Genomic DNA, 25,283 nt, shown 5'->3' on the forward strand with positions numbered 1-25,283 from the left:
CGACCGCCGCGCCGTCGGCCCCCCGCACCCGCCGCGGGCTGCCCACGCCGTCGGTCCCGGCGCTGCTGCTCGGGCTCGGCGCGCTGTGCCTGCTGGTGGCCGCGGTCGCGTTCCTGGCGGTCGCCTGGTCGGCGCTCGGCGTCGGGGGCCGCACCGCGGTGCTCGTCGGGCTGACCGGAGCGACCGGAGCGCTCGGCGTGGTCCTCGCCCGCCGGGGCCTGCGGGTCGCCGGCGAGTCGTTGTCGACGGTGTCGCTCGGCCTGCTCGTGCTCGACGTGGTCGGCGCCGCCTCCGCCGGCTGGCTCGGGGACGCCTCCGGCTCCGGACTGGTCTGCGTCGCCGGCATCGTCCTCGCCGCAGCGTCGCTCGCCTGGCTCCCCACCGGCCTGGGCGCCCCGCAGGTCGTCGCGCCGATCGCGCTCGGGGTGGCCGCGCTCGCCGCCGTCGACGCCACCGGCCACCCGCACCTCGTGCCCGCTGCGGCGACCGTCGTCCTCGCCGCCGTGGCCGGGCTGGGCGTCCTTGCCGGCGCCCGGCTGCTGCCGTGGACGGCCGGCTCCGCCGCGGCGCTGTGCTGGGGCTGGCTCGCGCTCGGCGGGCTGGTCGAGGCGGCGGCGTACCCCTCGCTCGCCGGCCTCTGGGTCGAGCGCCACGCCCTGCCCCTCGTCACCGCGGCCGCGCTGCTCGCAGCCGCGGCCACGCTCTGGCGTCCCGCGCTCGCCGGGACCACGACCCTGCTGACGCTCGTGGTCGTGCTGCCGGCGCTGGACGAGGGCGGTACGCCGGCCGGCTCCGCCGTCCTGGCCGCCCTCGTCGCGTGGACCCTCGTCGGGTCGGTCAGCCGGGTCGGCGCCTCCGTCGCGGCGCGCCTCCCGCTGGCCGCGTCCGCCCTCGGCGCCGGCGTCCTGCTCGTCGTCCTCGCGACCGAGGCGAGCGCGCGGCTGCTGCTCCTCGCGCCGCCCGCCACCGTCGGCGCCGCGGTGCGCCTGCCGGCCGACCCGACCGCGGCCACCCCCGTGCTCGCGCTCGTCGCCGCGCTCGCCCTCGCCGCGGCGTACGCCGTCGGGTCGGCGCGGCCGCTTCCGCTGCACGTCTGGCTGGTCGCCGGCGTCCTCGGCGCGACCACCACCCTCGCGCTGCTGCCGGTGCCGCTCGCCGTCGTCGTGGTGCTCCTGGCCGGTGCCGGTCTCGCCGCCGTGCGCACCCACCTCGTCGCCGGGCTGCTGCCGCTCGCGGCCGTCGTCGTGGCGCTGCCCAGCGAGGTGCTCACCACCGGCGCGCTCGCCGCCCTCGTGGCCGGCTGCGTGCTCGTCCTGGACCGCGTCGTGGCCGCCGCCCTGCTGCCGGCTGCGGCCGCGGCCTTCGTGTGGAGCGCCCTGGCCGTGCTCGACGTCGACACCGCGTACCGGGGTGTGCCGGTGCTGCTCGTCCTCGCCGCGGTCGCGCTGCTCCGACCCCGTCCGGAGCTCGAGGTCGTCGCCGGCGCCGCGGGCGCCGTCGCCGCCCTCCTCGCCGTCACCGGGCCGACCTCGCTGGCGCTGCACCTCACCGTCGCCGGCGCGCTCGTCACCACCCACGCGCTGCTCGTGCCCGACCGTCGCGCGCTCGGCTGGCTCGGCGGGCTGCTGCTGGCCGCCGCGACCTGGGTGCGCCTCGCCGACCTCGGCGTGACCGCGCCGGAGGCCTACACGCTGCCCTCCGCGGCCGCCCTGCTGCTCGTCGGCCTCGCGCACCTGCGCCGCCACCCGGACGCCCCCACCGGCCCGGTCCTCACCCCGGGCCTGCTCCTGGCGACGGTCCCGACCCTGCTCTGGGTGCTCGCGCTCGACCCGGTCTCGGTGCGGGCCGCGCTGCTCGGGGCGGCGTGCCTCGCGCTCGTGCTCGGCGGCACGTCGCTGCGCTGGAGCGCGCCGGTCTCCGTGGGCTGGGTCGTCGGCGCCCTGCTGGTGCTGCGCGAGCTCGCGCCGTACGCCGCCGCCACCCCGCAGTGGATCCTCATCGGCGCCGCCGGCACCGCGCTCACCGTCGTCGGCGTCACCTGGGAGCGCCGGCTCGGCGAGCTGCGCCGGGCCCAGGCCTACGTCGGCCGGTTGCGCTGAGCTGCCGGCCGGCCGAGGTCGCGAGCACCCGCCCACGACCGTCGACGCCGCGACTCAGCAGTCGACGGCGGGCGGCTGGAAGAACGCGGCGACCAGGTCGACCTTGCCCGAGGGTCGCAGCGGGGTGCCCTCGGCGCGGTGGTGCTGGGTGGCGGTGCCCACGTGGCAGGCGGGCGGAGAGCCGTCGGCACGGACGACCCGCCACCACGGGACGGCGCCGCCGTGCTGGGACATCACGTTCCCGACCCGGCGCGGGCCGAAGCGGCCGACGGCGTCGGCGATCGCGCCGTACGTCGTGACCCGGCCGGGCGGCACCGACTCCACGCAGGCGAGCACCGCCTCGACGTACTCCTCGGGATGCCGCACGGGCCCGACGCTAGCGGTTGGTCACCGCGCGTCGGGCCCGTGGCCACTCCCCCACCCGGGGTCGGATCAGGTGCTCAGAGGATCGGGTCGAACGGCTCCGTGCCCTCGACCAGCTCCAGCCCAGCGATGCCCGAGTGCTGCTGAGCGAAGGCGAGCTCCTTGGCGAGGTCGCCGATGTTGTTCGACAGCGGGAGCGGCGCCAGGCCGAGCGTGGACAACGTGCCGACCGCCTCGCCCTGCTTGTCGACGAACGCCGAGCCGGAGTCACCGGGGACGCCGGGGGTCAGGGTGTAGAGCGGGTGGCTCCACCCGCCGTCGGCCGCGGCGTCGCCGAGGCTGATGCCGGTCTTCGGAGAGAGCAGCTCGACGCCGAAGCGGAGGCTGGAGTTGCCGTAGGAGTAGACCTGCTCGCCCGCGGTGGTGCCGTCGGTGTCGATGCCGGTCGGGCCGCCCCAGAACGGGATCGACGGGTTCACCTTGCCGACGTCGGCGGCGTCCACCTTCACCAGCGCGAAGTCGTTGTAGGCGCAGGTGTTCGCGTCCTCGGTGCCGATCTCGTCCATGGTGGCCCAGGACGAGTAGACCAGCGTGCCGCCGCCGACCTTCGTGCCCTCGGAGAGCAGGCTGCCGCCCTCGGTGAACGAGACGCGGGTGCCAAGCGGGAGCGAGTCGGCCAGGCAGCCGTCGGTGTCGGTGGCCGCGCCGGTGCCGGCGCAGTGAGCGGCGTACCCGACGTAGACGTTGCTCGAGGCGTCGGTGAAGACGAAGTTGCCGGTGCACTGACCGCCCTCGGTGTACATCTGCACGCCCGGGTGGATCTTCGCCGAGCCCGCGGGCGCCCACTGGGGCGCGGCGGCGGCCGGGGCGGAGGTGATCATCGCGCTGCCGAGGACGGCGCTGGCCAGCACGGCGAGCGCGCCGGTGACGCGGCCGGCGGACCTGCGGGCCGACGTGCGGTCGGACGTGCGGTGGGACCGGGGGGTGGAGGGACGTGCCTGCATGCGAGCTCTGCCTTTCCGAGACGGAACCGGCGGCACGGGCCACCGGTGTGACGCCAGGCACAACGGCAGTGCAGGCCGCGGGGTTACGTCGTCGGCGGCCCCGGACGCACGGACGGCCCGAGGTTTTACCTCGGGCCGTCCGGGAGGAGCAGGTGGAGCGGGTGCTGCGGGGTTGCCGCGGGAGGGTCAGTACGCCGGCTGGCTGGGGTCGATCTGGTTGACCCAGGCGACCACGCCGCCGCCGACGTGCACCGCGTCGGCGTACCCCGCGCCCTTGACGATCGCGAGCGTCTCCGCCGACCGCACGCCGGACTTGCAGTGCATGACGACCTGCTTGCCCGCGTCGACCGGGGGCAGCTTCTCCAGGGCCGAGCCGTTGAGGAACTCGCCCTTCGGGATCAGCACCGAGCCGGGGATCCGGTTGATCTCGAACTCGTTGGGCTCGCGCACGTCGACGAGGACGAAGTCGCGGGCGCCCTCCTCGCGCTCCTTGAGCATGTGCTCGAGCTGGGTGACCGAGATGGTCGACCCGGCGGCGGCGTCGGCGGCCTCGTCGGAGATCGCGCCGCAGAAGGCGTCGTAGTCGATGAGGCCGGTGACGGTCGGGTTCTCGCCGCACAGCGCGCAGTTGGGGTCCTTGCGGACCTTGAGCTTGCGCCACTCCAGCTCGAGGGCGTCGTAGATGACGAGCTTGCCGATGGCCGGGTCCCCGATGCCGGTGAGGACCTTGATCGCCTCGTTGACCTGGATCGAGCCGATGGCCGCGCACAGCACGCCCAGCACGCCGCCCTCGGCGCAGCTGGGGACCATGCCCGGCGGCGGGGGCTCGGGGTAGAGGCAGCGGTAGCACGGCGCGTCGTCGGCCATGGTCGGCGCGAAGACCGAGGCCTGGCCGTCGAAGCGGTAGATCGAGCCCCACACGTAGGGGATCCCGAGGAAGTACGCCGCGTCGTTGACCATGTAGCGCGTGGCGAAGTTGTCGGTGCCGTCGACGATCAGGTCGTAGCCGCGGAAGACGTCCATGACGTTGTCGTTGTCGAGGCGTTCCTCGTGCAGCACCACCTCGACGTACGGGTTGGCCTCGGCGATCGACTCCTTCGCGGAGACCGCCTTGGACTTCCCGATGTCGGACTGGCCGTGGATGATCTGGCGCTGCAGGTTCGACTCGTCGACCTCGTCGAACTCCGCGATGCCGAGCGTGCCGACGCCCGCGGCGGCGAGGTAGAGCAGCGCGGGGCTGCCGAGGCCGCCCGCGCCGATCACGAGCACCTTCGCGTTCTTCAGCCGCTTCTGGCCGGTCATCCCGACGTCGGGGATGATCAGGTGGCGGCTGTAGCGCCGGACCTCGTCGATGCTCAGCTCGTCGGCCGGCTCGACCAGCGGGGGAAAGCTCACGTCACGCTCCTCGTAGCGGTTCGTCGATCAGTGCCGGGTCAACACCCGCGCACCCCTCGATGTTCCCTCCATGGTCCTCCCGCCCGAGGGCACCACCGGCGCGGCGTCCCGTCATCCGGACCGCGGTGACCGACGGGTAGAGTCCCGGCACGCAGCGCCGGTCCCGCCGGTGGGTGCACCGGGAGACGGGAGGAGCCATCGTGAGCGCAGGGCAGTACGACGTCGACGGCCCCCGACCCCGCGGCGGCCGGATGCCGCGTCGCGAGCGGCGCGCCCAGCTCCTCGAGTCCGCGCTCGAGGTCTTCGTCGCCCAGGGCTACCACGCGGCTGCGATGGACGACATCGCCGACCGCGCCGGCGTCTCCAAGCCGGTGCTCTACCAGCACTTCCCCGGCAAGCTCGACCTCTACCTCGCGCTGCTGGACCGCTCCTGCGACGCGATCATCGACAGCTGCCGCCAGGCGCTCGCCTCGACCCAGGACAACAAGCTGCGCGTCGCCGCCGCCGTCGACGCGTTCTACGAGTACGTCGCCCAGGAGTCCGGCGCGTTCCGCCTCGTCTTCGAGTCCGACCTCACCAACGAGCCGGCCGTGCGCGAGCACGTCGACCGCGTCACGACCGAGTGCGCCGCGATGATCGCCGAGGTCATCCAGGCCGACACCGGCCTGCCCGACGCCGCCGCCCGGCTGCTGGCGGTCTCCCTGGTGGGAATGGCCCAGGTCAGCTCGCGGTTCTGGCTGTCCGAGGGCGGTGGCATCAGCCGCTCCGACGCCGCGGCGCTGGTCTCCGGGCTGGCCTGGCGCGGCATCGGCGGGTACCCGCTCGACCACTGACCCACCCTCAGTCCCACCGTCTGTCCCACCCGTGCCCGCGCAGCGTCGCGGGATCGACCTGAAGGAGGACCTCGTGGAGGTCAAGATCGGTGTCCAGCACGCCCCCCGTGAGCTCGTCGTCGACACCGACGAGTCCGCGGACGCCGTCCAGCAGCTCGTCGCCGAGGCCGTCGGCGCCGGCACGGTCCTCACGCTGACCGACAGCAAGGGCCGCAAGCTCGTCGTCCCCGCCGCCAAGATCGCCTACGTCGAGATCGGCGGCGGCGTCGTCGGCCAGGTGGGCTTCCGCAGCTAGCGGCTCGTCCCCGGCTCCGTCACGACCCGCCTCGTGCGGGCCGGCGTGCGCTCCGGCGCACGCTCGGCAGCACGAGGCGGACGTGTCTCCGATCAGTGCGCGAGCCCGAGCTCGGCCATCCGCTCGGCGTGCCGCTCGGTGAGCCGGGCGAACATCCGCCCGATGGCGGCCAGGTCGAGACCCGGGCGGTCCACGCCGCCGGCGAGCAGCGCGGAGAGCGCGTCCCGCTCGGCGGCGACCCGCTGGGCCTGGGTCAGCGCCTCACCCATCAGCCGGCGGCCCCACAGGGCCAGCCGCCCGCCGAGGCGCGGGTCGGCGGCGATGGCCGTGCGGACCCGGTCGACCACGAAGGCCGCGTGCCCGCTGTCCTCCAGCGAGGAGACGACCAGATCGCGAGTGGTGGCGTCGAGGTACGCCGCGATCTCGCGGTAGAAGTCGTCGGCGAGGCCGTCGCCGACGTAGGCCTTGATCAGCCCCTCGTACCAGTCCGAGGGCGCCGTGTGCGCGTGGAAGCGGTCGATCGCCTCGCGGAACGGCGCCATCGCGACGAACGGGTCGGTGCCGAGCTCGGAGATCCGGGCGTGGATGCCGGCGACCTTGCCGAACTCCGCCGCGGCCATGGCGGCGATCTCGACCTTGTCCTCCAGCGAGGGCGCGAGCTTGCCGTCCTCGACGAGCCGCTCGAAGGCGGAGAGCTCGCCGTAGGCGATCGCGCCGAGCAGGTCGACGACCGCCTTGCGGTACGCCGCGTCCTGGAGCGCCAGCGGCGCGTCCTCGTCCACCGGGCCCGCCGCGCCGTCCGTCGATGCCGTCACGTGCGCACCCTACCGATAAGGTGAAGGTGCACGTGGCCGCCCTCGGCGCCCGTCCGCTCGGATCCGAGCGCTCGCCGGCGGCCCGCACGTATGTGCGCGGCTGACATCCCCAGCGGTCCTACCGGACCCCGTGAGTCCGCCGCACCTGGACACCTTCGGTCGAACCGGCCGGAACTCACGAAAGCGATCAAGACCCTGACATCCACGACCTTCCGCGAGCTCGGGGTGCTGCCCGAGATCTGCGACGCCCTCGAGCGCCACGGCATCACCACCCCGTTCGCCATCCAGGAGATGACCCTCTCCGTCGCCCTCCTGGGCACCGACCTGATCGGCCAGGCCCGCACGGGCACCGGCAAGACCCTCGCGTTCGGCATCCCGGTGCTGCAGCGCAGCGTGTCGCCGACGGACCCGGCGTACGCCGACCTGCCGCAGGGCAAGCCCCAGGCCCTCATCGTCGCGCCGACCCGCGAGCTCGCGCTCCAGGTCTCCAACGACCTCCACATCGCCAGCGCCGACACCGGCCTGCGCGTGCTGACCGTCTACGGCGGCGTCGGCTACGACACCCAGCTCGACGCGCTCGAGGCCGGCGTCGACATCGTCGTCGGCACGCCGGGTCGCCTCATCGACCTGGCCAACCGCAAGTCGCTCGACCTGTCCCACGTGCACGCGCTCGTGCTCGACGAGGCCGACGAGATGCTGGACCTGGGCTTCCTGCCCGACGTCGAGCGCATCCTCAAGATGACGCCCGAGACGCGCCAGACGATGCTGTTCTCGGCGACGATGCCCTCGGCGATCGTGGCCCTGGCGCGCACCCACATGCGGCACCCGATGAACATCCGCGCGGAGTCGTCGTACGACACCACGATGGTCCCGGCGACCGCGCAGTTCATCTACCAGGCCCACGACCTGGACAAGCCGGAGATCATCGGCCGCATCCTCCAGGCCGAGGACGCCGAGAAGATCATCGTCTTCACCCGCACCAAGCGGCAGTCCCAGCGCGTGGCCGACGACCTGGCCGAGCGCGGCTTCAGCGCCAGCCCGCTGCACGGCGACATGGCGCAGGTGGCGCGCGAGAAGGCGCTCGCGAAGTTCCGCGAGGACAAGATCCGCGTCCTGGTCGCCACCGACGTGGCCGCTCGCGGCATCGACGTCCGCGGCGTCTCGCACGTCATCAACTACACCTGCCCCGAGGACGACAAGACCTACGTCCACCGCATCGGCCGCACCGGCCGCGCGGGCGCGACGGGCACCGCGATCACGTTCGTCGACTGGGCCGACCTGCACCGCTGGAAGCTCATCAACAAGGCGCTCGACCTGCCCTTCGACGAGCCGCAGGAGACCTACTCCACCTCCGAGCACCTCTTCACCGACCAGGGCATCGCCCCGGGCACCAAGGGCCGCATCGTCGACCCGGCGCCGGTCGAGAAGAAGGAGCGCTCCGACCGCGGGGACCGCGGCGGGCGGGGCGGCCGCAGCAGCGGCGGCGAGCGCGGCGGCGAGCGCGGTGGTGAGCGCGGTGGTGAGCGCGGCGGCGACCGCCCCGCGCGCAGCCGCAACCGCAGCCGGACGCGCACCCGCAGCGGCGAGACCGTCGCCGGTGAGGGCACCGGTCCGGAGGTCACCACCGCGGACGCGAGCAGCGCGAACGGCACGGGCGAGGGCTCGGCCCCCAGCCGCAACCGTCGCCGTCGCCGGCGCGGGGGCTCGGGCGGCAGCTCCGCCGGCGAGGGCCAGCCGGCCGCCGCCGGCGCAGAGGACTGACCTCAGCACCCGCACCGGCACGACGTACGACGAGGGCCGCCCGATCCGATCGGGCGGCCCTCGTCGCGTCTGCTAGCCGGCAACCCGGCCCCGGACCAGGTGCTGCAAGCGCACCTCGTGGCCGGGCGCCACGCCGTGCCGGCGGTCGAGCTCGAGCAGCGCCTCCAGCGGGGTGATCGTGACGTCGGCCAGCCCGGCCTCGCGGAGCACGTCGGCCGTCGCCTCGATCGAGCCGGCCTGGGCGAGCGGGAGCGCGGCGCGCACCTCCTCGTCGTACGCCGTGGCGAAGGCGTCGATGCCGGTCTCGGCGCCCGCACCGATGCCCTCGGGGAACCACGTGCTGTCGACGACCGCGACGACGCCACCGGGCCGCAGCAGCCGCATCCAACGGCGGACCGCGTCGACGGGCTCGCGCAGCGTCCACATGACGTACCGCCCGACGACCGCGTCGAAGGAGCCCGCCGGGAGGGCGGGGTCGACCGCGTCGCCGCGGAGGAACCGCGGCGGCCCGGCCGGGGCGTCCAGCGTCGCGGCGTGCTGGCGGGCGCGCTCGAGCATCCCCTCGGCGAGGTCGATGCCGACGACGCGGTGGCCGAGCCCGGCCAGCACGCAGGCGACGTGGCCGCTGCCGGTGCCGACGTCGAGCACGTCCGCGGGTGCCGGCGGCAGCGCGTCGGACCACACCTCCGCCCAGGCGCCTCGGTCGAGGTCGCGGCGCTCGGGCCGCTGCTGGTGGTCGTCGTACGCCGGCGCGCGCCCGGTCCAGTAGGCGTCGATGCGGTCCTGGACGGCGCTAGTGGTGGTCGGGGCGCTCATGCGGTCTCCTCCATCAGGTGGGGCTGCTGGGTCGCGGGTTGCGGGGTCAGGGGCTCGAACAGCAGGTGCAGCCGGCCCTCGAGGTGCACCGGGCGCACGCCGATGCCGTAGACCGGTTCGAGCAGCGCGGGGTCGAGCACGTCCTCGGCCGGGCCGCCGGCGACGACCCGCCCGCCCGAGGCGGGGCCGCCGAGCAGCAGGAGGTCGTCGCAGTAGCGCGCGGCGAGGTTGAGGTCGTGCAGCACGACGACCACGCAGGTACCCGAGGTCCGGGCCAGGTCCTGGACCAGCGCGAGCACCTCGTGCTGGTAGCGCACGTCGAGGTGGTTGGTCGGCTCGTCGAGCAGCAGGTGGGTGGCCTCCTGGGCCAGGGCGCGGGCGATGAGGACCCGCTGCCGCTCGCCCCCGGAGAGCGCGGCGTAGGGGCGGGCGGCGAGGTGGGCGGCGCCGACCCGGCGCAGGCTCGCGGCGGCGACGTCGCGGTCCCGGGCACCGGTCCGCTCGAAGGTGCCGAGCCGCGGGCTGCGGCCGAGGAGCACCATCTCCGCGACGCTCATCGTGGACTCCCCCGCGGGCTCCTGGACGACCACCGCGACCCGGCGCGCGGTCTCCCGCGGGCCGAGCGCGGCGAGGTCATCGCCGTCCACCTCGATGCGGCCGGCCGGGGCCCGCAGCGCTCCGTGCAGCAGCCGGAGGAGCGTGGTCTTGCCGCTGCCGTTGGGGCCGACCAGACCGAGCACGCGGCCCGGCTCCGTGCGGACGTGGACGTCCGCGACGACCGGCCCGGCGGCGTACGACCAGGAGACGTCGGCGGCGGTGATCACCGCTCCATCTCCTGCACGCGATCCACGATCATCTCGAGCCCGGTCACCGACAGCGGGGTGGGCGGCTCGGTGAAGTTGAACAGCTGGGTGACCAGGCGACCCTCGCGCACGGCGGTCAGCTCCCCGGCGCCGGGGAGGTCGGTGACGGCCTGCTCCACCTCGGCCGGGTCGCCGTCGCCGTGGAGGAGGACGAGGACGTCGGGGTCGCGGCCCAGCAGCTCCTCGAGCGTGACCTCGAAGACCCGCTCCTCGACGTCGTCGAAGACGTTCTCCAGGCCGGCGGCCTCGAGCTGGGGCTGGGCCATGCTGCGGGTGCCGTAGGCGTACGTCGTGCCGCCGCCGACGGTGGGGTAGAGCACGGCGGCGGTCAGGCCGGCCCCCTCGCCGACCCGCTCCTCGACGGCCGCCAGCCGCTCCTGGAGGTCGGCGACCGCGGCCTCGGCCTGCTCGATGCGGCCGAAGACCGTTCCGTAGGTGCGCATCTGGTCCTCGACGTCGTCGAAGCCGGGGTCGGCCAGCCCCTCGTCGCACAGTCCGGGCTCCTCGATGAGCGGGATGCCGACGGCGTCGAGCGAGTCGCGCGAGAGGTTGTCGACCTCGCCGATGACCAGGTCCGGTTCCTGGCCGATGACGGTCTCGCGGGAGATCAGCAGGTGGCCGCTGCTGTCGGTGCGGTCGGTGAGCAGCGGGATCTCGTCGAGCTCGGCGAGGGTCGCGTCGTCGTAGTAGCCGGCGGGGTACTGCCCCGCCCGCGCCGTCACCCGGTCGAGCACGCCGAGCTCGCGGAGGAACGGCACCGACGCGCTCTTGAGCAGGACGACCCGCTCGGGCTGGGCGGTGAACGTGACCTCGGCGCCGCAGTTCTCCACCGTCACCGGGTAGGCCCCGGCCTCGGCGCTCCCGGCGGCCGACGGCGCGTCGTCGGTGTCGCTCCCGCAGCCGGCGAGCAGCGCCGCGAGGGCAGTGGTGATCGCGAGGGCGAGTCGTGGCGTGCGCATGCAGAGCCCCTTCAGGCGGTGGTGGCGTGGAGACGACGGACGAGGAGCAGCAGGAACGGCGCGCCGACGAGGCTGGTGATGATCCCGATCGGGATCTCCTGCGGCGCGAGGAGCACCCGGGCGACGACGTCGGCCCAGACCAGCAGCACGGCGCCCATGAGGGCGGCGACGGGCACGACGCGGACGTGGCGACCGCCGACGGCGCGGCGGGCGAGGTGGGGCACGACGAGGCCGACGAACCCGATGCTCCCGGACGCGGAGACGAGCACGCCGACGCACAGGGCGACCACGACCAGCAGGACGATGCGGAACCGGTCGGGCGAGGTGCCCAGCGCGTGCGCGGTCTCGTCGCCGAGCGCCAGGACGTCCAGACGGCGCCCCCAGCCGGTCAGCAGCACCGCCGTGGCGAGGACGACGACGGCGACGATCGCGAGCGGCAGGTCCCACTGCGCCAGGCCGAGCGAGCCGAGCAACCAGAACATCACCGACCGGGCGCCCTCGGCCGAGCCGGAGGCGAAGACGAGGAAGCTGGTCGTGGCGTAGAGCGCGTAGCCGACCGCGACCCCGGCGAGCAGCAGCCGCACCGAGGTGACCCGCCCGGCCGAGCGCGCGACGGCGAGCACGAGCAGCGACGCCGCCAGCGCCCCCAGGAACGCGCTGGCCGGCAGCGCGTGCTTTCCGAACCCCGAGCCGAAGCCGAACAGGATCGCCGCGGCCGCGCCGCTGGACGCGCCCGAGTTCACGCCGAGCAGGTAGGGGTCGGCGAGCACGTTGCGGACCATCGCCTGGAGCGCGACGCCGCAGACCGCCAGACCCGCCCCGACCAGCACGCCGAGGACGACGCGCGGCAGCCGCACCTGCCAGACGATCGCGTCCTGCGGCAGGGTCCACGTCACCTCCCCCGGCACCCCGAGGAGGTGGTGGCCGAGGACCCGCGCCACGGTGCCGGGAGGTACGCCGACCGCGCCGGCGCCGACGCCGACGACCACCGTCGCCGCCAGCAGCGCCGTCAGCCCGACGACCCACGCTGTCGTCCGGGCGGCCTGCGCCCGCTCGGCAGCGTGCAGGTCGACCACCCCCACGCTCACCGACGCCTCCCCTTGTTGCACATGACTTGCAACAACGGTATCGGTGCAGGGTGCGGGCGGCCGGGCGGGGTGTCGGGGTCACCGGTTCACCGGTGACCCCCTCGCTTACCGGGGCAGATCTTCCGTGGGATGCGAGGGACTACCCCGGTAGGTGGCACGGCTGGGACAGATGGGGCGTCCTGGCCGCGGTCCGCGCGGGGGAACGGGAGGTGAGGCCAGGAGTCAGGCGGTGACGACGACCGTGGTGCCGAGCGGGGCGAACTCCCACAGCGCGATGGCGTCGACCCGGCGCTGCCGGATGCAGCCGTGGGACAGTGGGGTGCCGAGCTGGGCGACGGTCTGCACCTTCTTGCCGTCGTCGATCGGGATGTCGTGGAAGCCGATCGCGGCGCGCTCGCCGTGGGTGAACCGGACGAAGTACTTCATCGTGCCGGAGTCGTCGATGCCGTAGGCCTGCTCCGACCGCGAGTACACGGCGTACGTGCCGGGGTCGAGGTTGTCCTCGACGCTGCCGGAGACCAGGTAGGTGCGGACGACCTTCTTCCGGCCCTCGACCAGCCACACCCGCTGGCGGCTCTCGCTGAAGACGACCCGCTTGCCGCGGCCGCTGCCGGGCGGGAGGGAGGTGTCCTCGCGCGGGTCGACGGGACGCTCCTCGGCCTCGGTCCCGAGCTCCGCCGCGCCGGACGCACCGGCGCGGGCGGACGACGACGCCTCGTCAGCGGCCGGCGGCGCGGTGGCTTCCGGGTCGTGCGCGACCTCGGTGGCCACCGGTTCGGCGACGGACTCGGAGTCGGGCAGGACGCCGGTGCCGCCGAGGACGGCGACGGTGGTGACGGCGAGCGAGGCGGCCAGGGTGGCGATCCGGCCGTACCGCGGCCGGACCGGCGTGGCGCGGTGGCGGCCCACGTCAGCCCTGGTCCCCGGCGCCCGTGGCGGCCTTCCCGCGCGTGCGGCTCGGCCGGGCGGCGCGCTCGACGAGGTTGGCGGCCACCTCGCGGTAGGCCTGGGCGCCTTTGCTGCTGCGGCTCGTGGCGAGGATCGACCGGCCGGCGGCCGGCGCCTCGGCGAACTTGATCGTCTTGGGGATCGGCGGCTCGACCACGTCGAGGGAGTAGGTCGCCGCGATGGTCTCGAGCACCGTGCGCGAGTGGTTCGTGCGGCCGTCGTACAACGTCGGCAGCACGCCCCACACCTCGAGCCGCTTGTTGGTGTAGCGGCGCACGTCGTGGACGGTGTCGAGCAGCTGGCCGACGCCACGGTGGGACAACGTCTCGCACTGCAACGGCACGAGCACGCCGTTCGCGGCGGTCAGCGCGGCGACGGTGAGGACGCCGAGCGATGGCGGACAGTCGAGCAGCACCCAGTCGTAGGCCCCGTCCAGGTCCTCGACGACGCCCTTCACCACGTGCTCGCGGCCGGTGCGCGTGAGCAGGTCGGCCTCGGCGCGGGCCAGCTCGATCGTGGCCGGCAGCAGGTCGACGCCGTCCTCGGTCGTGAGGATGACCTCGGTCGGGTCGGTGCCCCGGGTGAGCACCTGGTGCACCGAGACCTCGAGGTCCTCGGGGTCGATGCCGAGGGAGAACGTCAGGCACGCCTGCGGGTCGAGGTCGACCAGCAGCACGGAGTGCCCGAGCTCCGCGAGCGCCGCGCCCAGCGAGGCGACGGTGGTCGTCTTGGCGACGCCGCCCTTCTGGTTGGCGATCGCGAGTGTGGTGGTCATCGTCGCTCATCATGCCCGAGACCGCGCTCCGGAACGGGTCGACACCGCTGTTGCGCGTGGCTGTTTCACTGACCCCCATGCCCACCGCTCTCGTGACCGGCGCGACCGCCGGCATCGGCCACTCCTTCGCCCAGCAGCTCGCGGCCCGCGGGGACGACCTCGTGCTCGTCGCCCGCGACACCGCCCGGCTCGACGCCGTCGCGAAGGAGCTGACCGCCGCGCACGGCGTCGCGGTCGAGGTCCTTGCCGCGGACCTGGCCGACCGGGCCGGCATGGCCCTCGTGGAGGCGCGGCTGGCCGATCGCGACCGCCCGGTCGACCTGCTGGTCAACAACGCCGGGTTCGGCCTCAAGGAGCGGTTCCTCGACAACTCCGCCGACATGGAGACCGCGATGCTCGACGTGCTCGTCACCGCCGTGCTGCGGCTGACCCACGCGGCGCTCGGACCGATGACCGAGCGCGGCCGGGGCGGCATCATCAACGTCTCCAGCGTGGCGTCGTACCTCCCGCGCGGCACCTACTCCGCCGCCAAGGCGTGGGTCAACAGCTTCTCGGAGTGGGCCGCGAACGAGTACCGCCCCCAGGGCGTCACGATCACCGCCCTCCTCCCCGGCTTCACCCGCACGGAGTTCCACGAGCGGATGGACGTCGGCCAGGACTCCGCGCCGTCGTTCCTCTGGCTCGACGCCGACGAGCTGGTCCGCACCGCGCTCGCCGACCACGAGGCCGGGAAGGTCTTCTCCATCCCCAGCGCCCGCTACAAGGCGATCGCGACGCTGGCCCGCGCCGTGCCGAGCAGTGTCCTGCAGCGCTTCCAGTCGATGGGCCGCAAGTAGCAGTCAGCCCATCCCGGAGCGCTCAGGGGCGGACGACGTCGGGCGGCGTGAGCCCCCGGGCCCGCGCGGCGTCGGCGGCGCGGGCGGCGGCGTCGACCAGCCGCGCGTACTGCTCCGGGTCGGTGGTGTTGCAGCCCAGCTCGTGGTCGATCTTGCCGGTGCCGTGGTGGTCGCTGGAACCGGTGACGACGAGGTCCAGGTTCCGCGCGATCGCCCGCAGCTTGTCGCGGCTGGTCGACGTGTGGTCCTCGTGCTCGACCTCGATGCCGCTCAGCCCGGCCGACTGCAGCTCGGCCAGCTCCGGCTCGCCCGGCCACTCCCGCTGCGAGCGGCCCCACGGGTGGGCGACGACGGTGACCCCGCCGGCCTCCGTCACGAGGCGGATGGTCTCGGCGAGCGGCGCGGCGTACCGGTCGACGTAGGCCGGCCTCCCCGCGCCGAGGTAGCGGTCGAACGCCTCGGTCCGGTCGCCGACCGCACCGACCGCGACGAGCGCGTCGGCGACGTGGGGCCGACCGGTGGCGGCGGTGCCGTCGGCGGCGCGGGCGACGTCGGCGTTGGTGATCTCGATGCCCAGGGCGTGCAGCCGCTCGAGCATGTCGGGCACGCGGGCCTGCCGGCCCTCGAGGACACGGGTGAGCTGCTCGACGAGCGGCGGGTACGTCGGGTCGGGCAGGTAGGCGAGCAGGTGCACGCCGCGGCCCTGGTGGCGGGTGCTGACCTCCATGCCGCGGACCAGCTCGATGCCGACCTCGTGGGCCGCGGCCTCGGCCTCGGCCCAGCCGTCGGCCGTGTCGTGGTCGGTGATCGCCAGGACGTCGAGCCCTGCGGCCGCCGCGGCACGGACCAGGTCACCCGGCGGCTGCGTGCCGTCGCTGGCGCGCGAGTGGGTGTGGAGGTCGATGCGCACGGGACCCACCGTAGGGCGCGCCGCCGACGCCCGGCTCAAGGGCGGGGCGCGTCCGCGCCGCCGGCGTTGGTGGGGCAGCCGGGGTTGGTGCACACGCGCTCGTCGACGGTGCTGTCGTTGTCGCCGCGCACGGTGGCCTCCGCCGGGTCCTCGGTCGCCTCGTGGGCGCGCAGGCGCACCTCGGAGCCGCAGACGTCGCAGGGTCGGTTGTCCTGGTACACGCCGGGCAGGTACCCACCCTCACCAGGGCGGGCTCAGCCGGACGGGCTCACCACGACGGGCGGGGGCCCCCGAACGCCATCTCGACCAGCGGCGGCCCCAGGCCGGACACGTCGCGCAGGATCCAGTCGTCGCGCAGCAGGAGCATCGCCGAGGCCGGCCGCATGACGATCCACAGCCACCGGCCGTGCGCCTCGCCGGCCACCACCGAGCGGTCCCACTCCCCCGTCGCCGCGCTCGTCGAGACCGGCCACAGGCTGACGGACTGGTTGTCCAGGCGGACCTTGACCGACGGTGGGCCGTCGCCGACCTCGGGTCCGGGATCGAGGTACGTCGTGCCGGCGCAGCGCGCGCCCAGGCCGGTGCCGGCCTCCTCCGCGACGACCAGCACGTCGACGGGCCCGTCGAGCTCGCTGGTGCCCGAGCAGCAGACCATGGTCGCCCGCGTCCGCGCCGGCTCGCTGCCGACCACGCCGAAGTCGGTGACCGACCAGCCGGGGCTCATCGGCCACGGGAGGAACGTCGGGAACGACCCCGCCGTCCGCAGGTGGGCGACGAACCCGTCGTACGACGCCTCGTCGGGCCGCCACAACGGCTCGATCGTCCCGTGGTCGGGGCACGACCAGCCGCCGTCGACGGCGGACCGAGCCACGGGGGTGGGACAGCGCGGGCAGCCGACCGAGAGCGACATGCCACCCATATGCGCCGATCAGTGCGGGTCCGTCAAGCGTTCCAGCGCTCGACCACCGGCGTCTCACGCTCCCAGGCGAGCACCGACACCGTCGCCGTGCCCAGCTTGAGGTGGCGGCCGTCGGCGACGGGCAGGCCCAGCCACCGGGCGGCCAGCGCCCGCAGGCAGTGGCCGTGCGCGAAGACCAGCGTGCGGCCGTCGACCGCCCGCGCGCGCTCCACCACCCGGTCGAGCCGGGCCGAGACCTCCTCGGCGGACTCCCCACCCGGGCTCGGGTGGGTCCACACCGTCCACCCCGGCACGGTCTCGCGGATCTCCTCGGTGGTGATGCCCTCGTGGTCCCCGTAGGCCCACTCCACGAGGTCCTCGTCGACCTCGGCGTCGGGGAAGCCGGCGAGCTCAGCGGTACGTCGTGCCCGCTGCCGCGGGCTGGTGCGCACCACCGCGAACTCCGCCGGGTCCAGCCGCTCGGCCAGCGACCGGGCCACCTCCTCGCCCTCGGGCAGGAGGGGCAGGTCGGTCACCGACGTGTGCCGGTGGTCCCGGCTCCACTCGGTCTGCCCGTGCCGGACCAGCCACAGCTCGCTCATGCCGCGCAGGTTGCCAGGACGGGCCGCCCTCACTCGTCGCGCACGCGGACCGGTGGACCTGTCTCGCGTTCGGCCTCGCCGGCCCCGCTCGCCGTGCCAGAGTCGGCCCGTGCTCCCGACCCGGGCCCGAGCGGCGACAGCAGCGGCGTTCGCGACGCAGGGGCTGGTGTTCATCAGCCTGACGACGCGGCTGCCGGACTTCGCGGACCGGTGGGACCTCTCGGAGGTGGCGCTGTCGGGGCTGCTGCTGGTGCTCGTGCTGGTCGCGGGGCTCGGCTCGGTGGTCGCCGAGAGGGTGGCGGCCCGCCGCGACAGCGCGACCCTGCTCCGGGCAGGACTGCTGGTGATGGCGGTGGCGCTGCCGACGCTGGTGCTGGCCGGGACGCAGGCGGTGTTCGTGGCCGGGATCGTCGGCTACGGGTTCGCCCTCGGGCTGGTCGACGCCGCGACGAACATGCAGGGCGTGGCCGTCGAGCACCGCTACGGGCGCCCGCTGCTGCCCTCGCTCCACGGCTGCTGGACCCTCGGCGGGCTCGTCGGCGCCGGCATCACCCTCGCGACCGCCACCCTGCCGCTCGGCGCGACCGCGGCGCTCGCCGTCGTGCCGGTCGCGGCCGCGGCGGCGCCGTACCTCCCGCGCGTCCACACCCCGCCCGACCCCGACGCGGTGCTCGAGGCGGCTGCGGTGCCGTGGCGGCCGATCGTGCTGGTCGGCGCGGCGATGGTCGTCTTCTACATGGTCGACAGCGCCTCGGCCGCCTGGGGACCGCTCTACCTCGAGGACGTCGTCGCGGCGCCGGAGCGGCTGGTCGCGCTGGCGACCTTCCCCTACCTGCTGGCCAGCCTGGTCGTGCGGCTCGCCGGTGACCGGCTGGTGGCGACGTACGGCGCCGTGCCGGTGCTCCGCGTCGGTGCCGTCGTCGCGGCGCTGGCGCTCGCGGTGGTCGTCGCGGCCCCGACCTGGCCGGTCGCGGTGCTGGGGTTCACGCTCCTCGGGGCCGGCGTGGCCGTGATCGCCCCGCTCAGCTTCTCCGCGGCGGCGCGGATCGCCGGCGGCGACCAGGCGCGGGTGGACGCGGTGGTGGCGCGGTTCAACCAGTTCAACTACGTCGGCGGGCTGCTCGGGTCGGTGCTGACCGGCTTGGCGGGCGCGGGCTCGCTGCGGGTCGGCTTCGCGGTGCCGATGGTGCTCGTGCTCGCGCTGGTGCCGCTCGCCCGGACCTTCGCGGCGGGGTCCGGTCCGGTCGCCTCACCGGCGGGGCGGACGGGGCCGGGCACCCGGCGGTCGTGAGGACCGCCGGGCGCCGACCGTCGCAGGCGTCCGCCTGAGCGTCACTCGGTGGCGTCGGGACCGGGCCAGTTCTTGTCCGGCTGCGGCACCGGGCGGCCGGGCTGCTCGCCGCCGCGCGCCTCGAGGTAGTTGTCCTTCGGCACCATCACCTTGCGGCGGAAGATGCACACGACCTTGCCGTCCTGGTTGTAGCCGATCGTCTCCACGTGCACGACGCCGCGGTCGTCCTTGGACTTCGACTCCCACTTGTCCAGCACGCGGGTCTCGCCGTAGAGCGTGTCGCCGTGGAACGTCGGCGCGACGTGGCGCAGCGACTCGATCTCCAGGTTGGCGATCGCCTTGCCGGAGATGTCCGGCACCGACATGCCCAGCAGGATCGAGTAGACGTAGTTGCCGACCACGACGTTCTTGCCGAACTGGGTGGTCTCCTCGGCGTAGTTCACGTCCAGGTGGAGCGGGTGGTGGTTCATCGTCAGCAGGCAGAACATGTGGTCGTCGAACTCGGTGACCGTCTTGCCGGGCCAGTGCTTGTACGTCGCACCGACCTCGAACTCCTCATAGCTGCGACCGAACTGCACGGGGGCTCCTTCAACGACTCGGGGACGGAACCCGGCCATCCTGCCCGGGCTCCGTCCCCGCCGTCACTGCTGCCCGCCGTGGGTTACCTCACGGTAGGTTCACGAGCCGCCGCCGCCGGCCTTGCGGCGGTGCATCTTCGGCGCGCCGCCGACCACCTCCGGCCCGTGCGCCTTCTCCTTGGCCGGCCGGTCCTTCGGCACCCCGCGGTCGTTGGCCTGCTTGCGCTCCAGCGCCGCCTTCATCCGCGCCTTGAGGTCGTCGTTCGCGTTCGTCGCCGTCATGGGTTCCTCCCGAGGTCGCTTCCGGACCCCCACCGTCGCAGGCCTGCTCGACGGTGTCGACGGGTTATCGGCCGGCCACGACGCCCGCGGGCGCTCGTCGACCGACAGCAGGTGGAGGGCTCAGGTGGCCATGAACAGGATCATCTCCCGCTCGTACTCCCGGCCGGGGTGCTGGTCGGCCAGGTGGGCCTGGGCCTTCTCGACCAGCTCGTCCTCGTCGGCGCCCTTGACGACCTCGCCGCAGGGGCAGGTGAGTCGCGTCTTCATGCCCGCACCGTAGCGGTTCCGCCGCCGGCGCGCCGCTGCTCGGCCCGCTGCAGGGTCACCGCCGCGAGGACGTCGACGGCGGCGGCGTACCGCTCCTCGGCCGGCACCGTCGACGGGTCGACGCCTCGCACGACGACCGGGTCGAGGTCGCCGAGGTCGCCGACGACGCGGGCGCCGGAGGCGGCGACCCGCGCCACGACCTCCGCGGACCGAGCCACCAGCCAGGCCGGCGGCGTAAAGCCGATCGCCGGGCCGGCGCGCCCGGCCATGACCCGCTTGCCGAGGCCGAACTTCACCAGCGTGTGGTAGTCCGAGGCGCTCAGCTCCGCGGCCTCCAGCCGGCGGTTGAGCTCGAGCAGCACCAGGGCCGAGGCGGCGTCGAGCGAGGTGTTGGCCGGGTCGACCGGGACCGCACCGGCGGCATCCAGGCCGGTCGCGGCGGAGAAGCGCTCCCACAGCAGCCCCGAGGGAGCGCCCGGCGGCGGGACGGTGACGACGCTCGTCCGCTCCGGGCCGACGGCCGCGGCCCAGTTGGCGACGATGCGGCCCATCCCCTGCTGCCGCCAGAAGGACCGGGCCGGCTTCCGCTTGCCGTCCAGCCCGGCGACGTACGTCGTCCAGTCGGTGGTGCCGCCGTTCTGCAGGCTCTCCTGCCACATCGCGGGCACGCCGCGGCCGAGGTCGCGCAGCGTCAGGACGACCTCGACGGGCACGTCGCCGAACGACCCGACGACCTCGGCGATGCGCTCGGGCGGGGCGGGGCCGAGGAACTCCATGCTGACCACCACGACCCCGTCGTACGCCGCCGCCTCGGCGACCAGCGCGGCCCACCGGCCGCGGGCGGCCGGGCCGGCCTGCTTGCGACCGAGCACGTCGGAGACCGCGAGCACCTGGTCGCGCCAGGTCTCCCCGGGGAAGAGCACGCCCCGCTCGCGCAGCAGCGCGCGGTTCGCGCCGAGGCGCTGCTGGAGGTAGGACGTGCCGGACTTCATCAGCCCCACGTGCAGGACCACCCGGCTCGCCACGCGCCCACCGTAATCACCGGCGGGCGGTCCGTGGCGGACCGGGTGGTCCGAGGCGGTGCGGGTGCCCCGCGAGGGGCGGCGCGTCAGGCCTTGAGCTTGTAGTCCTTGAGCAGGGAGCGGCCGATGATCATCTTCTGGATGTCGGAGGTGCCCTCGCCGATGAGCATGAACGCGGCCTCGCGGTAGAGGCGCTCGATCTCGTACTCCTTGGAGTAGCCGTAGCCGCCGTGGATGCGGAAGGAGTCCTGGACGACCTCGTTGCAGTACTCCGCGGCGAGCATCTTGGCCATGCCGGCCTCGACGTCCATCCGCTTGCCGGAGTCCTTGAGGCGGGCGGCCTTGACCATCATCGCGTGGGAGGCCTCGACCTTGGTGGCCATCTCCGCGAGGCGGAAGAGGATCGCCTGGTGGTCGGCGATCTGCTTGCCGAAGGTCTCGCGCTGCTGGGCGTAGGCGATGGCCAGCTCGAAGGCGCGCAGCGCGATGCCGCAGGCGCGGGCGGCGACGTTGACGCGGCCGACCTCGACGCCGTCCATCATCTGGTAGAAGCCCTTGCCCGGCTCCCCGCCCAGGACCTGGTCCGCGGAGACCTGGTGGCCCTCGAAAACGGCCTCGGTGGTGTCGACGCCCTTGTAGCCCATCTTGTCGATCTTGCCGGGGATGGTCAGGCCCGGGGCGGTCTCGCCGAAGCCGGACTCCTTCTCCACCAGGAAGGTCGTCATGTTCTTGTAGACCGAGTCGGCACCCTCGTCGGTCTTGACCAGCACGGCGATGAGGTTGGAGGTGCCACCGTTGGTCAGCCACATCTTCTGGCCGTCGATGGTGTAGCCGCCATCGTCACCTCGGACGGCCTTGGTCTTGATCGCCGAGACGTCCGAGCCCAGGCCGGGCTCCGACATCGAGAACGACCCCCGGATCTCGCCGGTGGCCATCTTCGGCAGGTACTTCCTCTTCTGCTCCTCCGTGCCGTGCTTCATCAGCATGTAGGCCACGATGAAGTGGGTGTTGATGACGCCCGAGACGCTCATCCAGCCGCGCGCGATCTCCTCCACGCACAGCGCGTAGGTCAGCAGCGACTCGCCGAGGCCGTCGTACTCCTCGGGGATCATCAGGCCGAAGATGCCGAGCTCCTTGAGCCCGTCGACGATCTCCTGCGGGTAGGTGTCGGCGTGCTCCAGCTCGGTCGCGACCGGCAGGATCTTCTCGTCGACGAAGGTGCGGACCGCCTTGATGATCTCGGTCTGCTCCTCGGTGAGACCTTCGGTCTCGCACAGGCGGCCCATGGACTGCTCCTCGATGTGGTGGGACGGTTCGGCTGATGCGGGGCGAGGTTACCGCTCGGTAGGAAGCGGGGGTATGCCCCGGCTCACACCGGTCGCTCCGGGCCCGACGACCAGGCTCACCGGTGCCCTCATCGCTCGGCGATGAAGCGCATGCGGTGCTCGAGCGGACCGACGAGCGCCTGCTCGAGCTCGGCGACCATCGCGGTCAACGGGACCTCGAGCGCGGCGTTCTCCTCGATCGCCTCCGCGAGCTCGTCGACCTGCTTCTCCAGCGCCAGGACCTCCTCGACGCCCGTGCCCGCGGCGACCCGCCGCAGCACGCCGGAGGGGCGCACCAGCCGCCTCACCGCCCGGCCCTCGCCGACACGCTCACAGGCGCGCCCACACACGCGCTCACAGGGACTGCCCGCGGTAGGTGTTGAGCGCCTTGGCCGTCACCCGGCCGTCGGTGGAGCGCGGCGGGAGCAGCAGCTCGGTGACGACGTCGGAGAGCTCGGCGACGCGGAGCTGGAGCTCGCGGCTGCGGGCGACCTCCGCCTCGAGCTCGGCGATCCGGGCGCGGAGGTCCTCGGCGCGGCCCTCGACGCGCGGCGCGGTGATGCGGCGCACGACGCCCTTGCCGAGCGCCACGACCCGCGGCTCGTCGGGGTCGCGGGCGATCGTGCGGCGGGCGGCGTCGCGCTCGTGGGTGCGCTCGCGGACCAGCACCAGGAGCCGCACGATCGTCTCGACCGCGACCTCGAGCAGCTCGGCGTCGCTCGCCTCGCCCGGGGTCCGGGCGTCGGGGCGGGTGGCGCGGAGGTCCTCGAGGTCGCCGTGCACGGCGTACCCCGCCTCCGCGATCGCGCCGATCGCGGCGTCGGCGCGGGAGGTGGCGTCGGCGTACTGCTTGTCGGTCAAGCCGATCGGCTCGCGGCCCAGCTTCGCGAGGATCCCGTGGGCGAGGGTGTCGCGCAGCCACAGCGCCTGCTCGCGGTTGCCGGTGATCGGCTCGCGGATCACGCCGTTGACCCGGCGCAGCAGCTCGGCGGCGGGCAGGCCGAGCGACTCGTTGACCCGCTCGACGTCGAGCCGCAGCCCCGGCGGGTCGATGGAGCAGGCGGCGGCGAACCGGCGCCACAGCTCGTGCTCGTCACCCGGGGTGGTCGGGACGGTGACGACGTGGACCTGGTCCGGCGGCAGCTCCGCGCCCCAGCGGGCGGCGACGCCGGCGGGGTCCATCGTGCGCCAGCCCCACTCGGCGCGGACGCCGGCGGACTCGGGGCGGGGGCGCCACTTCTCCAGCGGCGTGGTGAGGGCGAACTTCAGCCGCTCCTGCCACGCCGAGGGCACCGCGCGGCCGAGGTCGCGGGCCGTGATGACGACGTGCACCTCGATGCCGTCGAGGTCGCGCAGCACGCGGGCGACCTGCTCGGCCGAGGCGCCGGCGAAGAGCTCGTAGGACAGGATCGCGACCGGCCCGCGCCAGCCACGGACCTGCTCGACGAGGCGGTCCCACGCCGTCGACGCCCGCTCGGGCAACGAGTCCAGTCGGGGGTCCTCGCGGACGACCATCGCGGCGTGGATCCGGTCGAGGTGGGTCTCCCCCACGACCAGCACGCCGGCGTCGGCCAGCGGGCCGCGGTTGGCCTCCAGGATCCGCTGGAGGTACGTCGTGCCCGACTTCGGCGCTCCGACGTGCAGGTAGACGCGCTCGGTCACTGGTCCTCCCTGGTGGGCCCGGCGGGCCACTCGACGATCATCCTCCAGCGCGCGGGGGCGCCCCCGGACACGGCGGCCGCCGCGTCGAGGAAGCCCTCCCGGTGCACGACCCGGCCACCGGCCCGCACGGCCCGGCCCTCGAGCACCCGCGGGTCGACCGGGTGCAGCCGCCCGCCGCCGCGCTCGGCGCGCTGCTCGGCGGCGTCGGCGCGGGAGAGCGCCTGCCCCTCGAGGTACGCCGTGCCGCCGCCGCGCAGCGTCATCGACGCGAACCGCCAGAAGTTCTCGACCCCGTCCGGCTCGAGGGCCTCGAGCAGGTCGCGGGCGTAGAGCACCTGGCCGGCCTTGTCGCGCGCGACGAGCGCGCCGCGGGTGAGCACGTCGCGCAGGTCGTAGAGGTTGAGGTGGTCGAAGTCGGCCGGCAGGTCCTCACGGCGGGCGCGGCGGGCCGGGGCGCGCAGGCTCTGGCGGGCGTAGTCGAGCGCGAGCACGCGGAAGCCGCGCTCGGCCAGGCGGAGCGCGTCCTCGCCGGTGCCGGCGCCGAGCTCCACGACGCGGAGGTCGTCCTCGCCCGTGTCAGCCGCCCGCTCGGCCAGCCGGTCGGCGACCCAGTCCGCGGTCTCCGACGGGCCGTGGCCCTCCTCCTGCGCGAGGTCGGCCAGGTAGCGCTCCCAGTCGCGGCGCTGCCGCATGAGGGAGGAGAACCAGCCCTCGAACCGGTCGGTGATCTCCGGGCCCGGCTCGTGGCGGAACGACGGGTCCGGGACGCGCCACCCGGCGCCGTACGACACCGTCAGCATCGTGTCGGGATCGGCGGGCGCCGGCAGCATCCGGCCCTCGAAGGAGAGCTCGGTCAGCGGGAGGATCGCGCTGCGCGGCACCTCCTGCCGCACGGTCGCGGTCTCGTGGAGCAGGTCGCCGACGTAGAAGCAGGTGTAGACGTCGATGCTCGACATGCCGCCGTCGGGCGAGGTGAACAGCACGGTGATGAAGGCGGCCGACTTGTTGAGCACGCGCATGCCGTGGCGGCGCAGCGCGCGGGCGACGTCCCACAGCTCGACGGCCATCTCGGCCGGGGTCGCCTTGTCGGAGAGGTAGGCCAGGTCCACGTCGGAGTCGTGGCCGATGACCGCGCCCTCGCGGGCCGCGCCCAGCAGGGTGCCGAAGGCGATCCAGCCGCGGACGCCGCACTCGGCCTCCATGACCTCGAGGATCCGCTCGGTCATCTCGACCATCTGCTCGATGACCCGGGTGTCGCGGCCGGAGAAGGGCCGCTGGAGCAGGCCCCACTTGTCGATCATGACGGGGATGCCGTCCTTGTCGACGAAGCGGACGCGGCCCTCGCCGCTGCCGAAGGACACCTCGCCGGCGTACACCTCGCGGCCGCCGGAGACGACCCGCACCTGCGAGACGCCGTCGAGCCAGCGGGTCATCCGCTTGGGCCACGGGACGAACGTCGAGCCGGGCTCGGCGGTGAACGACCACGCGTGGTGGCCGTCGAAGAGCACGTCGCCGGAGCCCTCGAACCCGTCGGGGAGGTGGAGCCCGGCGTCGTCGACGCGCGGGCGCACGTCGGTCCCCGCCTCGTCTCCCACG

28 protein-coding genes are annotated in these 25,283 nt (G+C 74.2%); 6 read left to right on the plus strand and 22 right to left on the minus strand.

The window, feature by feature from the left end:
* Window positions 1–2,099, plus strand: a 2,099-nt coding sequence (locus tag G6553_RS15725) for a hypothetical protein (RefSeq protein ID WP_166194998.1), incomplete at its 5' end; no start/stop codon positions are given.
* Between the two features lie 54 nt (window positions 2,100–2,153).
* Here the strand turns inward: G6553_RS15725 and G6553_RS15730 are convergent.
* The 3 genes from G6553_RS15730 to moeZ all read right to left on the minus strand — a co-directional run bounded on the left by G6553_RS15730 (window position 2,154) and on the right by moeZ (window position 4,861).
* Window positions 2,154–2,465 carry an MGMT family protein gene (locus tag G6553_RS15730; RefSeq protein ID WP_166195001.1) on the minus strand — a complete coding sequence of 104 codons (312 nt, stop codon included), beginning with the start codon at window positions 2,463–2,465 and terminating at the stop codon, window positions 2,154–2,156.
* Window positions 2,466–2,539: 74 nt separating this feature from the next.
* The gene (locus tag G6553_RS15735) at window positions 2,540–3,466 is read right to left on the minus strand and encodes a hypothetical protein (RefSeq protein ID WP_242680527.1); all 927 of its coding nucleotides are present in this window, start codon (window positions 3,464–3,466) and stop codon (window positions 2,540–2,542) included.
* Between the two features lie 186 nt (window positions 3,467–3,652).
* Window positions 3,653–4,861 carry an adenylyltransferase/sulfurtransferase MoeZ gene (gene moeZ, locus G6553_RS15740; protein ID WP_166195004.1) on the minus strand — a complete coding sequence of 403 codons (1,209 nt, stop codon included), beginning with the start codon at window positions 4,859–4,861 and terminating at the stop codon, window positions 3,653–3,655.
* A 251-nt stretch (window positions 4,862–5,112) separates the two neighbouring features.
* Here moeZ and G6553_RS15745 point away from each other — a divergent pair, with 251 nt between their 5' ends.
* Window positions 5,113–5,694, plus strand: coding sequence for a TetR/AcrR family transcriptional regulator (locus G6553_RS15745; RefSeq protein ID WP_166195118.1), 582 nt, complete (start codon window positions 5,113–5,115; stop codon window positions 5,692–5,694).
* Window positions 5,695–5,767: 73 nt separating this feature from the next.
* Window positions 5,768–5,989 (plus strand): DUF3107 domain-containing protein, encoded by a 222-nt coding sequence (locus G6553_RS15750; RefSeq protein ID WP_166195121.1) that lies wholly within the window; start codon window positions 5,768–5,770, stop codon window positions 5,987–5,989.
* 92 nt (window positions 5,990–6,081) lie between these two features.
* On the opposite strand, the gene G6553_RS15755 is transcribed toward G6553_RS15750, so the two are convergent.
* Window positions 6,082–6,771: a ferritin-like fold-containing protein gene (locus tag G6553_RS15755; protein WP_347565755.1), complete on the minus strand. Its 690-nt coding sequence runs from the start codon at window positions 6,769–6,771 to the stop codon at window positions 6,082–6,084.
* 258 nt (window positions 6,772–7,029) lie between these two features.
* Here G6553_RS15755 and G6553_RS15760 point away from each other — a divergent pair, with 258 nt between their 5' ends.
* Window positions 7,030–8,565 (plus strand): DEAD/DEAH box helicase, encoded by a 1,536-nt coding sequence (locus G6553_RS15760; protein WP_347565751.1) that lies wholly within the window; start codon window positions 7,030–7,032, stop codon window positions 8,563–8,565.
* Between the two features lie 72 nt (window positions 8,566–8,637).
* Here the strand turns inward: G6553_RS15760 and G6553_RS15765 are convergent, their stop codons facing one another.
* The 6 genes from G6553_RS15765 to G6553_RS15790 all read right to left on the minus strand — a co-directional run bounded on the left by G6553_RS15765 (window position 8,638) and on the right by G6553_RS15790 (window position 14,014).
* Entirely contained in the window at window positions 8,638–9,381 is a 744-nt protein-coding gene (locus G6553_RS15765; RefSeq protein ID WP_166195012.1) for a class I SAM-dependent methyltransferase, read from the minus strand.
* Window positions 9,378–10,205, minus strand: coding sequence for an ABC transporter ATP-binding protein (locus tag G6553_RS15770; protein WP_166195015.1), 828 nt, complete (start codon window positions 10,203–10,205; stop codon window positions 9,378–9,380). The genes G6553_RS15765 and G6553_RS15770 overlap by 4 nt, the downstream gene beginning before the upstream one ends.
* The gene (locus tag G6553_RS15775) at window positions 10,202–11,203 is read right to left on the minus strand and encodes an ABC transporter substrate-binding protein (RefSeq protein WP_166195017.1); all 1,002 of its coding nucleotides are present in this window, start codon (window positions 11,201–11,203) and stop codon (window positions 10,202–10,204) included. The genes G6553_RS15770 and G6553_RS15775 overlap by 4 nt, the downstream gene beginning before the upstream one ends.
* An 11-nt stretch (window positions 11,204–11,214) precedes the next feature.
* On the minus strand, window positions 11,215–12,291 hold the full coding sequence (locus G6553_RS15780; protein WP_347565752.1) for an iron ABC transporter permease: 1,077 nt from the start codon (window positions 12,289–12,291) through the stop codon (window positions 11,215–11,217).
* A gap of 222 nt (window positions 12,292–12,513) precedes the next feature.
* Window positions 12,514–13,200: a L,D-transpeptidase gene (locus tag G6553_RS21865; RefSeq protein ID WP_166195023.1), complete on the minus strand. Its 687-nt coding sequence runs from the start codon at window positions 13,198–13,200 to the stop codon at window positions 12,514–12,516.
* Between the two features lies 1 nt (window position 13,201).
* Window positions 13,202–14,014 (minus strand): ParA family protein, encoded by an 813-nt coding sequence (locus tag G6553_RS15790; RefSeq protein WP_166195026.1) that lies wholly within the window; start codon window positions 14,012–14,014, stop codon window positions 13,202–13,204.
* A 77-nt stretch (window positions 14,015–14,091) separates the two neighbouring features.
* On the opposite strand from G6553_RS15790, the gene G6553_RS15795 reads away from it, so the two are divergent.
* Entirely contained in the window at window positions 14,092–14,850 is a 759-nt protein-coding gene (locus tag G6553_RS15795; RefSeq protein WP_166195029.1) for an SDR family oxidoreductase, read from the plus strand.
* 22 nt (window positions 14,851–14,872) lie between these two features.
* On the opposite strand, the gene G6553_RS15800 is transcribed toward G6553_RS15795, so the two are convergent.
* The 4 genes from G6553_RS15800 to G6553_RS15815 are packed head-to-tail and all read right to left on the minus strand — an operon-like array spanning window position 14,873 to window position 17,260.
* Window positions 14,873–15,760 carry a PHP domain-containing protein gene (locus G6553_RS15800; RefSeq protein WP_166195032.1) on the minus strand — a complete coding sequence of 296 codons (888 nt, stop codon included), beginning with the start codon at window positions 15,758–15,760 and terminating at the stop codon, window positions 14,873–14,875.
* 35 nt (window positions 15,761–15,795) lie between these two features.
* The gene (locus G6553_RS15805) at window positions 15,796–15,981 is read right to left on the minus strand and encodes a hypothetical protein (protein ID WP_166195035.1); all 186 of its coding nucleotides are present in this window, start codon (window positions 15,979–15,981) and stop codon (window positions 15,796–15,798) included.
* 47 nt (window positions 15,982–16,028) lie between these two features.
* Entirely contained in the window at window positions 16,029–16,679 is a 651-nt protein-coding gene (locus tag G6553_RS15810) for a DUF6758 family protein (RefSeq protein ID WP_347565753.1), read from the minus strand.
* A 23-nt stretch (window positions 16,680–16,702) separates the two neighbouring features.
* Window positions 16,703–17,260, minus strand: coding sequence for a histidine phosphatase family protein (locus G6553_RS15815; RefSeq protein WP_166195041.1), 558 nt, complete (start codon window positions 17,258–17,260; stop codon window positions 16,703–16,705).
* On the opposite strand from G6553_RS15815, the gene G6553_RS15820 reads away from it, so the two are divergent.
* Window positions 17,259–18,551 carry an MFS transporter gene (locus G6553_RS15820; protein ID WP_347565754.1) on the plus strand — a complete coding sequence of 431 codons (1,293 nt, stop codon included), beginning with the start codon at window positions 17,259–17,261 and terminating at the stop codon, window positions 18,549–18,551. The genes G6553_RS15815 and G6553_RS15820 overlap by 2 nt on opposite strands.
* Window positions 18,552–18,592: 41 nt before the next feature.
* On the opposite strand, the gene G6553_RS15825 is transcribed toward G6553_RS15820, so the two are convergent.
* The 8 genes from G6553_RS15825 to G6553_RS15860 all read right to left on the minus strand — a co-directional run bounded on the left by G6553_RS15825 (window position 18,593) and on the right by G6553_RS15860 (window position 25,282).
* Window positions 18,593–19,129 (minus strand): MaoC family dehydratase, encoded by a 537-nt coding sequence (locus G6553_RS15825; RefSeq protein ID WP_166195047.1) that lies wholly within the window; start codon window positions 19,127–19,129, stop codon window positions 18,593–18,595.
* A 99-nt stretch (window positions 19,130–19,228) separates the two neighbouring features.
* Window positions 19,229–19,411 (minus strand): DUF5302 domain-containing protein, encoded by a 183-nt coding sequence (locus G6553_RS15830; protein ID WP_166195050.1) that lies wholly within the window; start codon window positions 19,409–19,411, stop codon window positions 19,229–19,231.
* A gap of 120 nt (window positions 19,412–19,531) precedes the next feature.
* A complete protein-coding gene (locus tag G6553_RS15835) occupies window positions 19,532–19,678 on the minus strand; it encodes a DUF1059 domain-containing protein (RefSeq protein WP_166195053.1) in 147 nt (48 codons plus the stop codon).
* A complete protein-coding gene (locus G6553_RS15840) occupies window positions 19,675–20,703 on the minus strand; it encodes a hypothetical protein (RefSeq protein WP_166195056.1) in 1,029 nt (342 codons plus the stop codon). The genes G6553_RS15835 and G6553_RS15840 overlap by 4 nt, the downstream gene beginning before the upstream one ends.
* A gap of 83 nt (window positions 20,704–20,786) precedes the next feature.
* Window positions 20,787–21,986 carry an acyl-CoA dehydrogenase family protein gene (locus G6553_RS15845; protein WP_166195059.1) on the minus strand — a complete coding sequence of 400 codons (1,200 nt, stop codon included), beginning with the start codon at window positions 21,984–21,986 and terminating at the stop codon, window positions 20,787–20,789.
* A gap of 128 nt (window positions 21,987–22,114) precedes the next feature.
* The gene (locus tag G6553_RS15850; RefSeq protein ID WP_166195062.1) at window positions 22,115–22,333 is read right to left on the minus strand and encodes a hypothetical protein; all 219 of its coding nucleotides are present in this window, start codon (window positions 22,331–22,333) and stop codon (window positions 22,115–22,117) included.
* 46 nt (window positions 22,334–22,379) lie between these two features.
* Window positions 22,380–23,687 carry a DUF6752 domain-containing protein gene (locus tag G6553_RS15855; protein WP_166194995.1) on the minus strand — a complete coding sequence of 436 codons (1,308 nt, stop codon included), beginning with the start codon at window positions 23,685–23,687 and terminating at the stop codon, window positions 22,380–22,382.
* Window positions 23,684–25,282, minus strand: a complete 1,599-nt coding sequence (locus G6553_RS15860) for a class I SAM-dependent methyltransferase (protein WP_166195065.1) — start codon at window positions 25,280–25,282, stop codon at window positions 23,684–23,686. Before G6553_RS15860 ends, G6553_RS15855 begins: the two co-directional genes overlap by 4 nt.
* Window position 25,283: the final 1 nt, after the last annotated feature.

It is taken from the genome of Nocardioides sp. IC4_145 (assembly GCF_011250565.1).
In the GTDB taxonomy this organism is placed as follows: Bacteria; Actinomycetota; Actinomycetes; order Propionibacteriales; family Nocardioidaceae; genus Nocardioides.

Bases quoted from the DNA above. Each gene is read 5' to 3' on its own strand.
- G6553_RS15810 (WP_347565753.1), bottom strand. From the start codon at position 16,679: ATGGGTGGCATGTCGCTCTCGGTCGGCTGCCCGCGCTGTCCCACCCCC.
- G6553_RS15830 (WP_166195050.1), bottom strand. From the start codon at position 19,411: ATGACGGCGACGAACGCGAACGACGACCTCAAGGCGCGGATGAAGGCG.
- G6553_RS15745 (WP_166195118.1), top strand. From the start codon at position 5,113: ATGCCGCGTCGCGAGCGGCGCGCCCAGCTCCTCGAGTCCGCGCTCGAG.
- G6553_RS15820 (WP_347565754.1), top strand. From the start codon at position 17,259: ATGCCGCGCAGGTTGCCAGGACGGGCCGCCCTCACTCGTCGCGCACGC.
- G6553_RS15765 (WP_166195012.1), bottom strand. From the start codon at position 9,381: ATGAGCGCCCCGACCACCACTAGCGCCGTCCAGGACCGCATCGACGCC.
- G6553_RS15845 (WP_166195059.1), bottom strand. From the start codon at position 21,986: ATGGGCCGCCTGTGCGAGACCGAAGGTCTCACCGAGGAGCAGACCGAG.
- G6553_RS15835 (WP_166195053.1), bottom strand. From the start codon at position 19,678: ATGAAGACGCGACTCACCTGCCCCTGCGGCGAGGTCGTCAAGGGCGCC.
- G6553_RS15775 (WP_166195017.1), bottom strand. From the start codon at position 11,203: ATGCGCACGCCACGACTCGCCCTCGCGATCACCACTGCCCTCGCGGCG.
- G6553_RS15815 (WP_166195041.1), bottom strand. From the start codon at position 17,260: ATGAGCGAGCTGTGGCTGGTCCGGCACGGGCAGACCGAGTGGAGCCGG.
- G6553_RS15735 (WP_242680527.1), bottom strand. From the start codon at position 3,466: ATGCAGGCACGTCCCTCCACCCCCCGGTCCCACCGCACGTCCGACCGC.
- G6553_RS15795 (WP_166195029.1), top strand. From the start codon at position 14,092: ATGCCCACCGCTCTCGTGACCGGCGCGACCGCCGGCATCGGCCACTCC.
- G6553_RS15790 (WP_166195026.1), bottom strand. From the start codon at position 14,014: ATGACCACCACACTCGCGATCGCCAACCAGAAGGGCGGCGTCGCCAAG.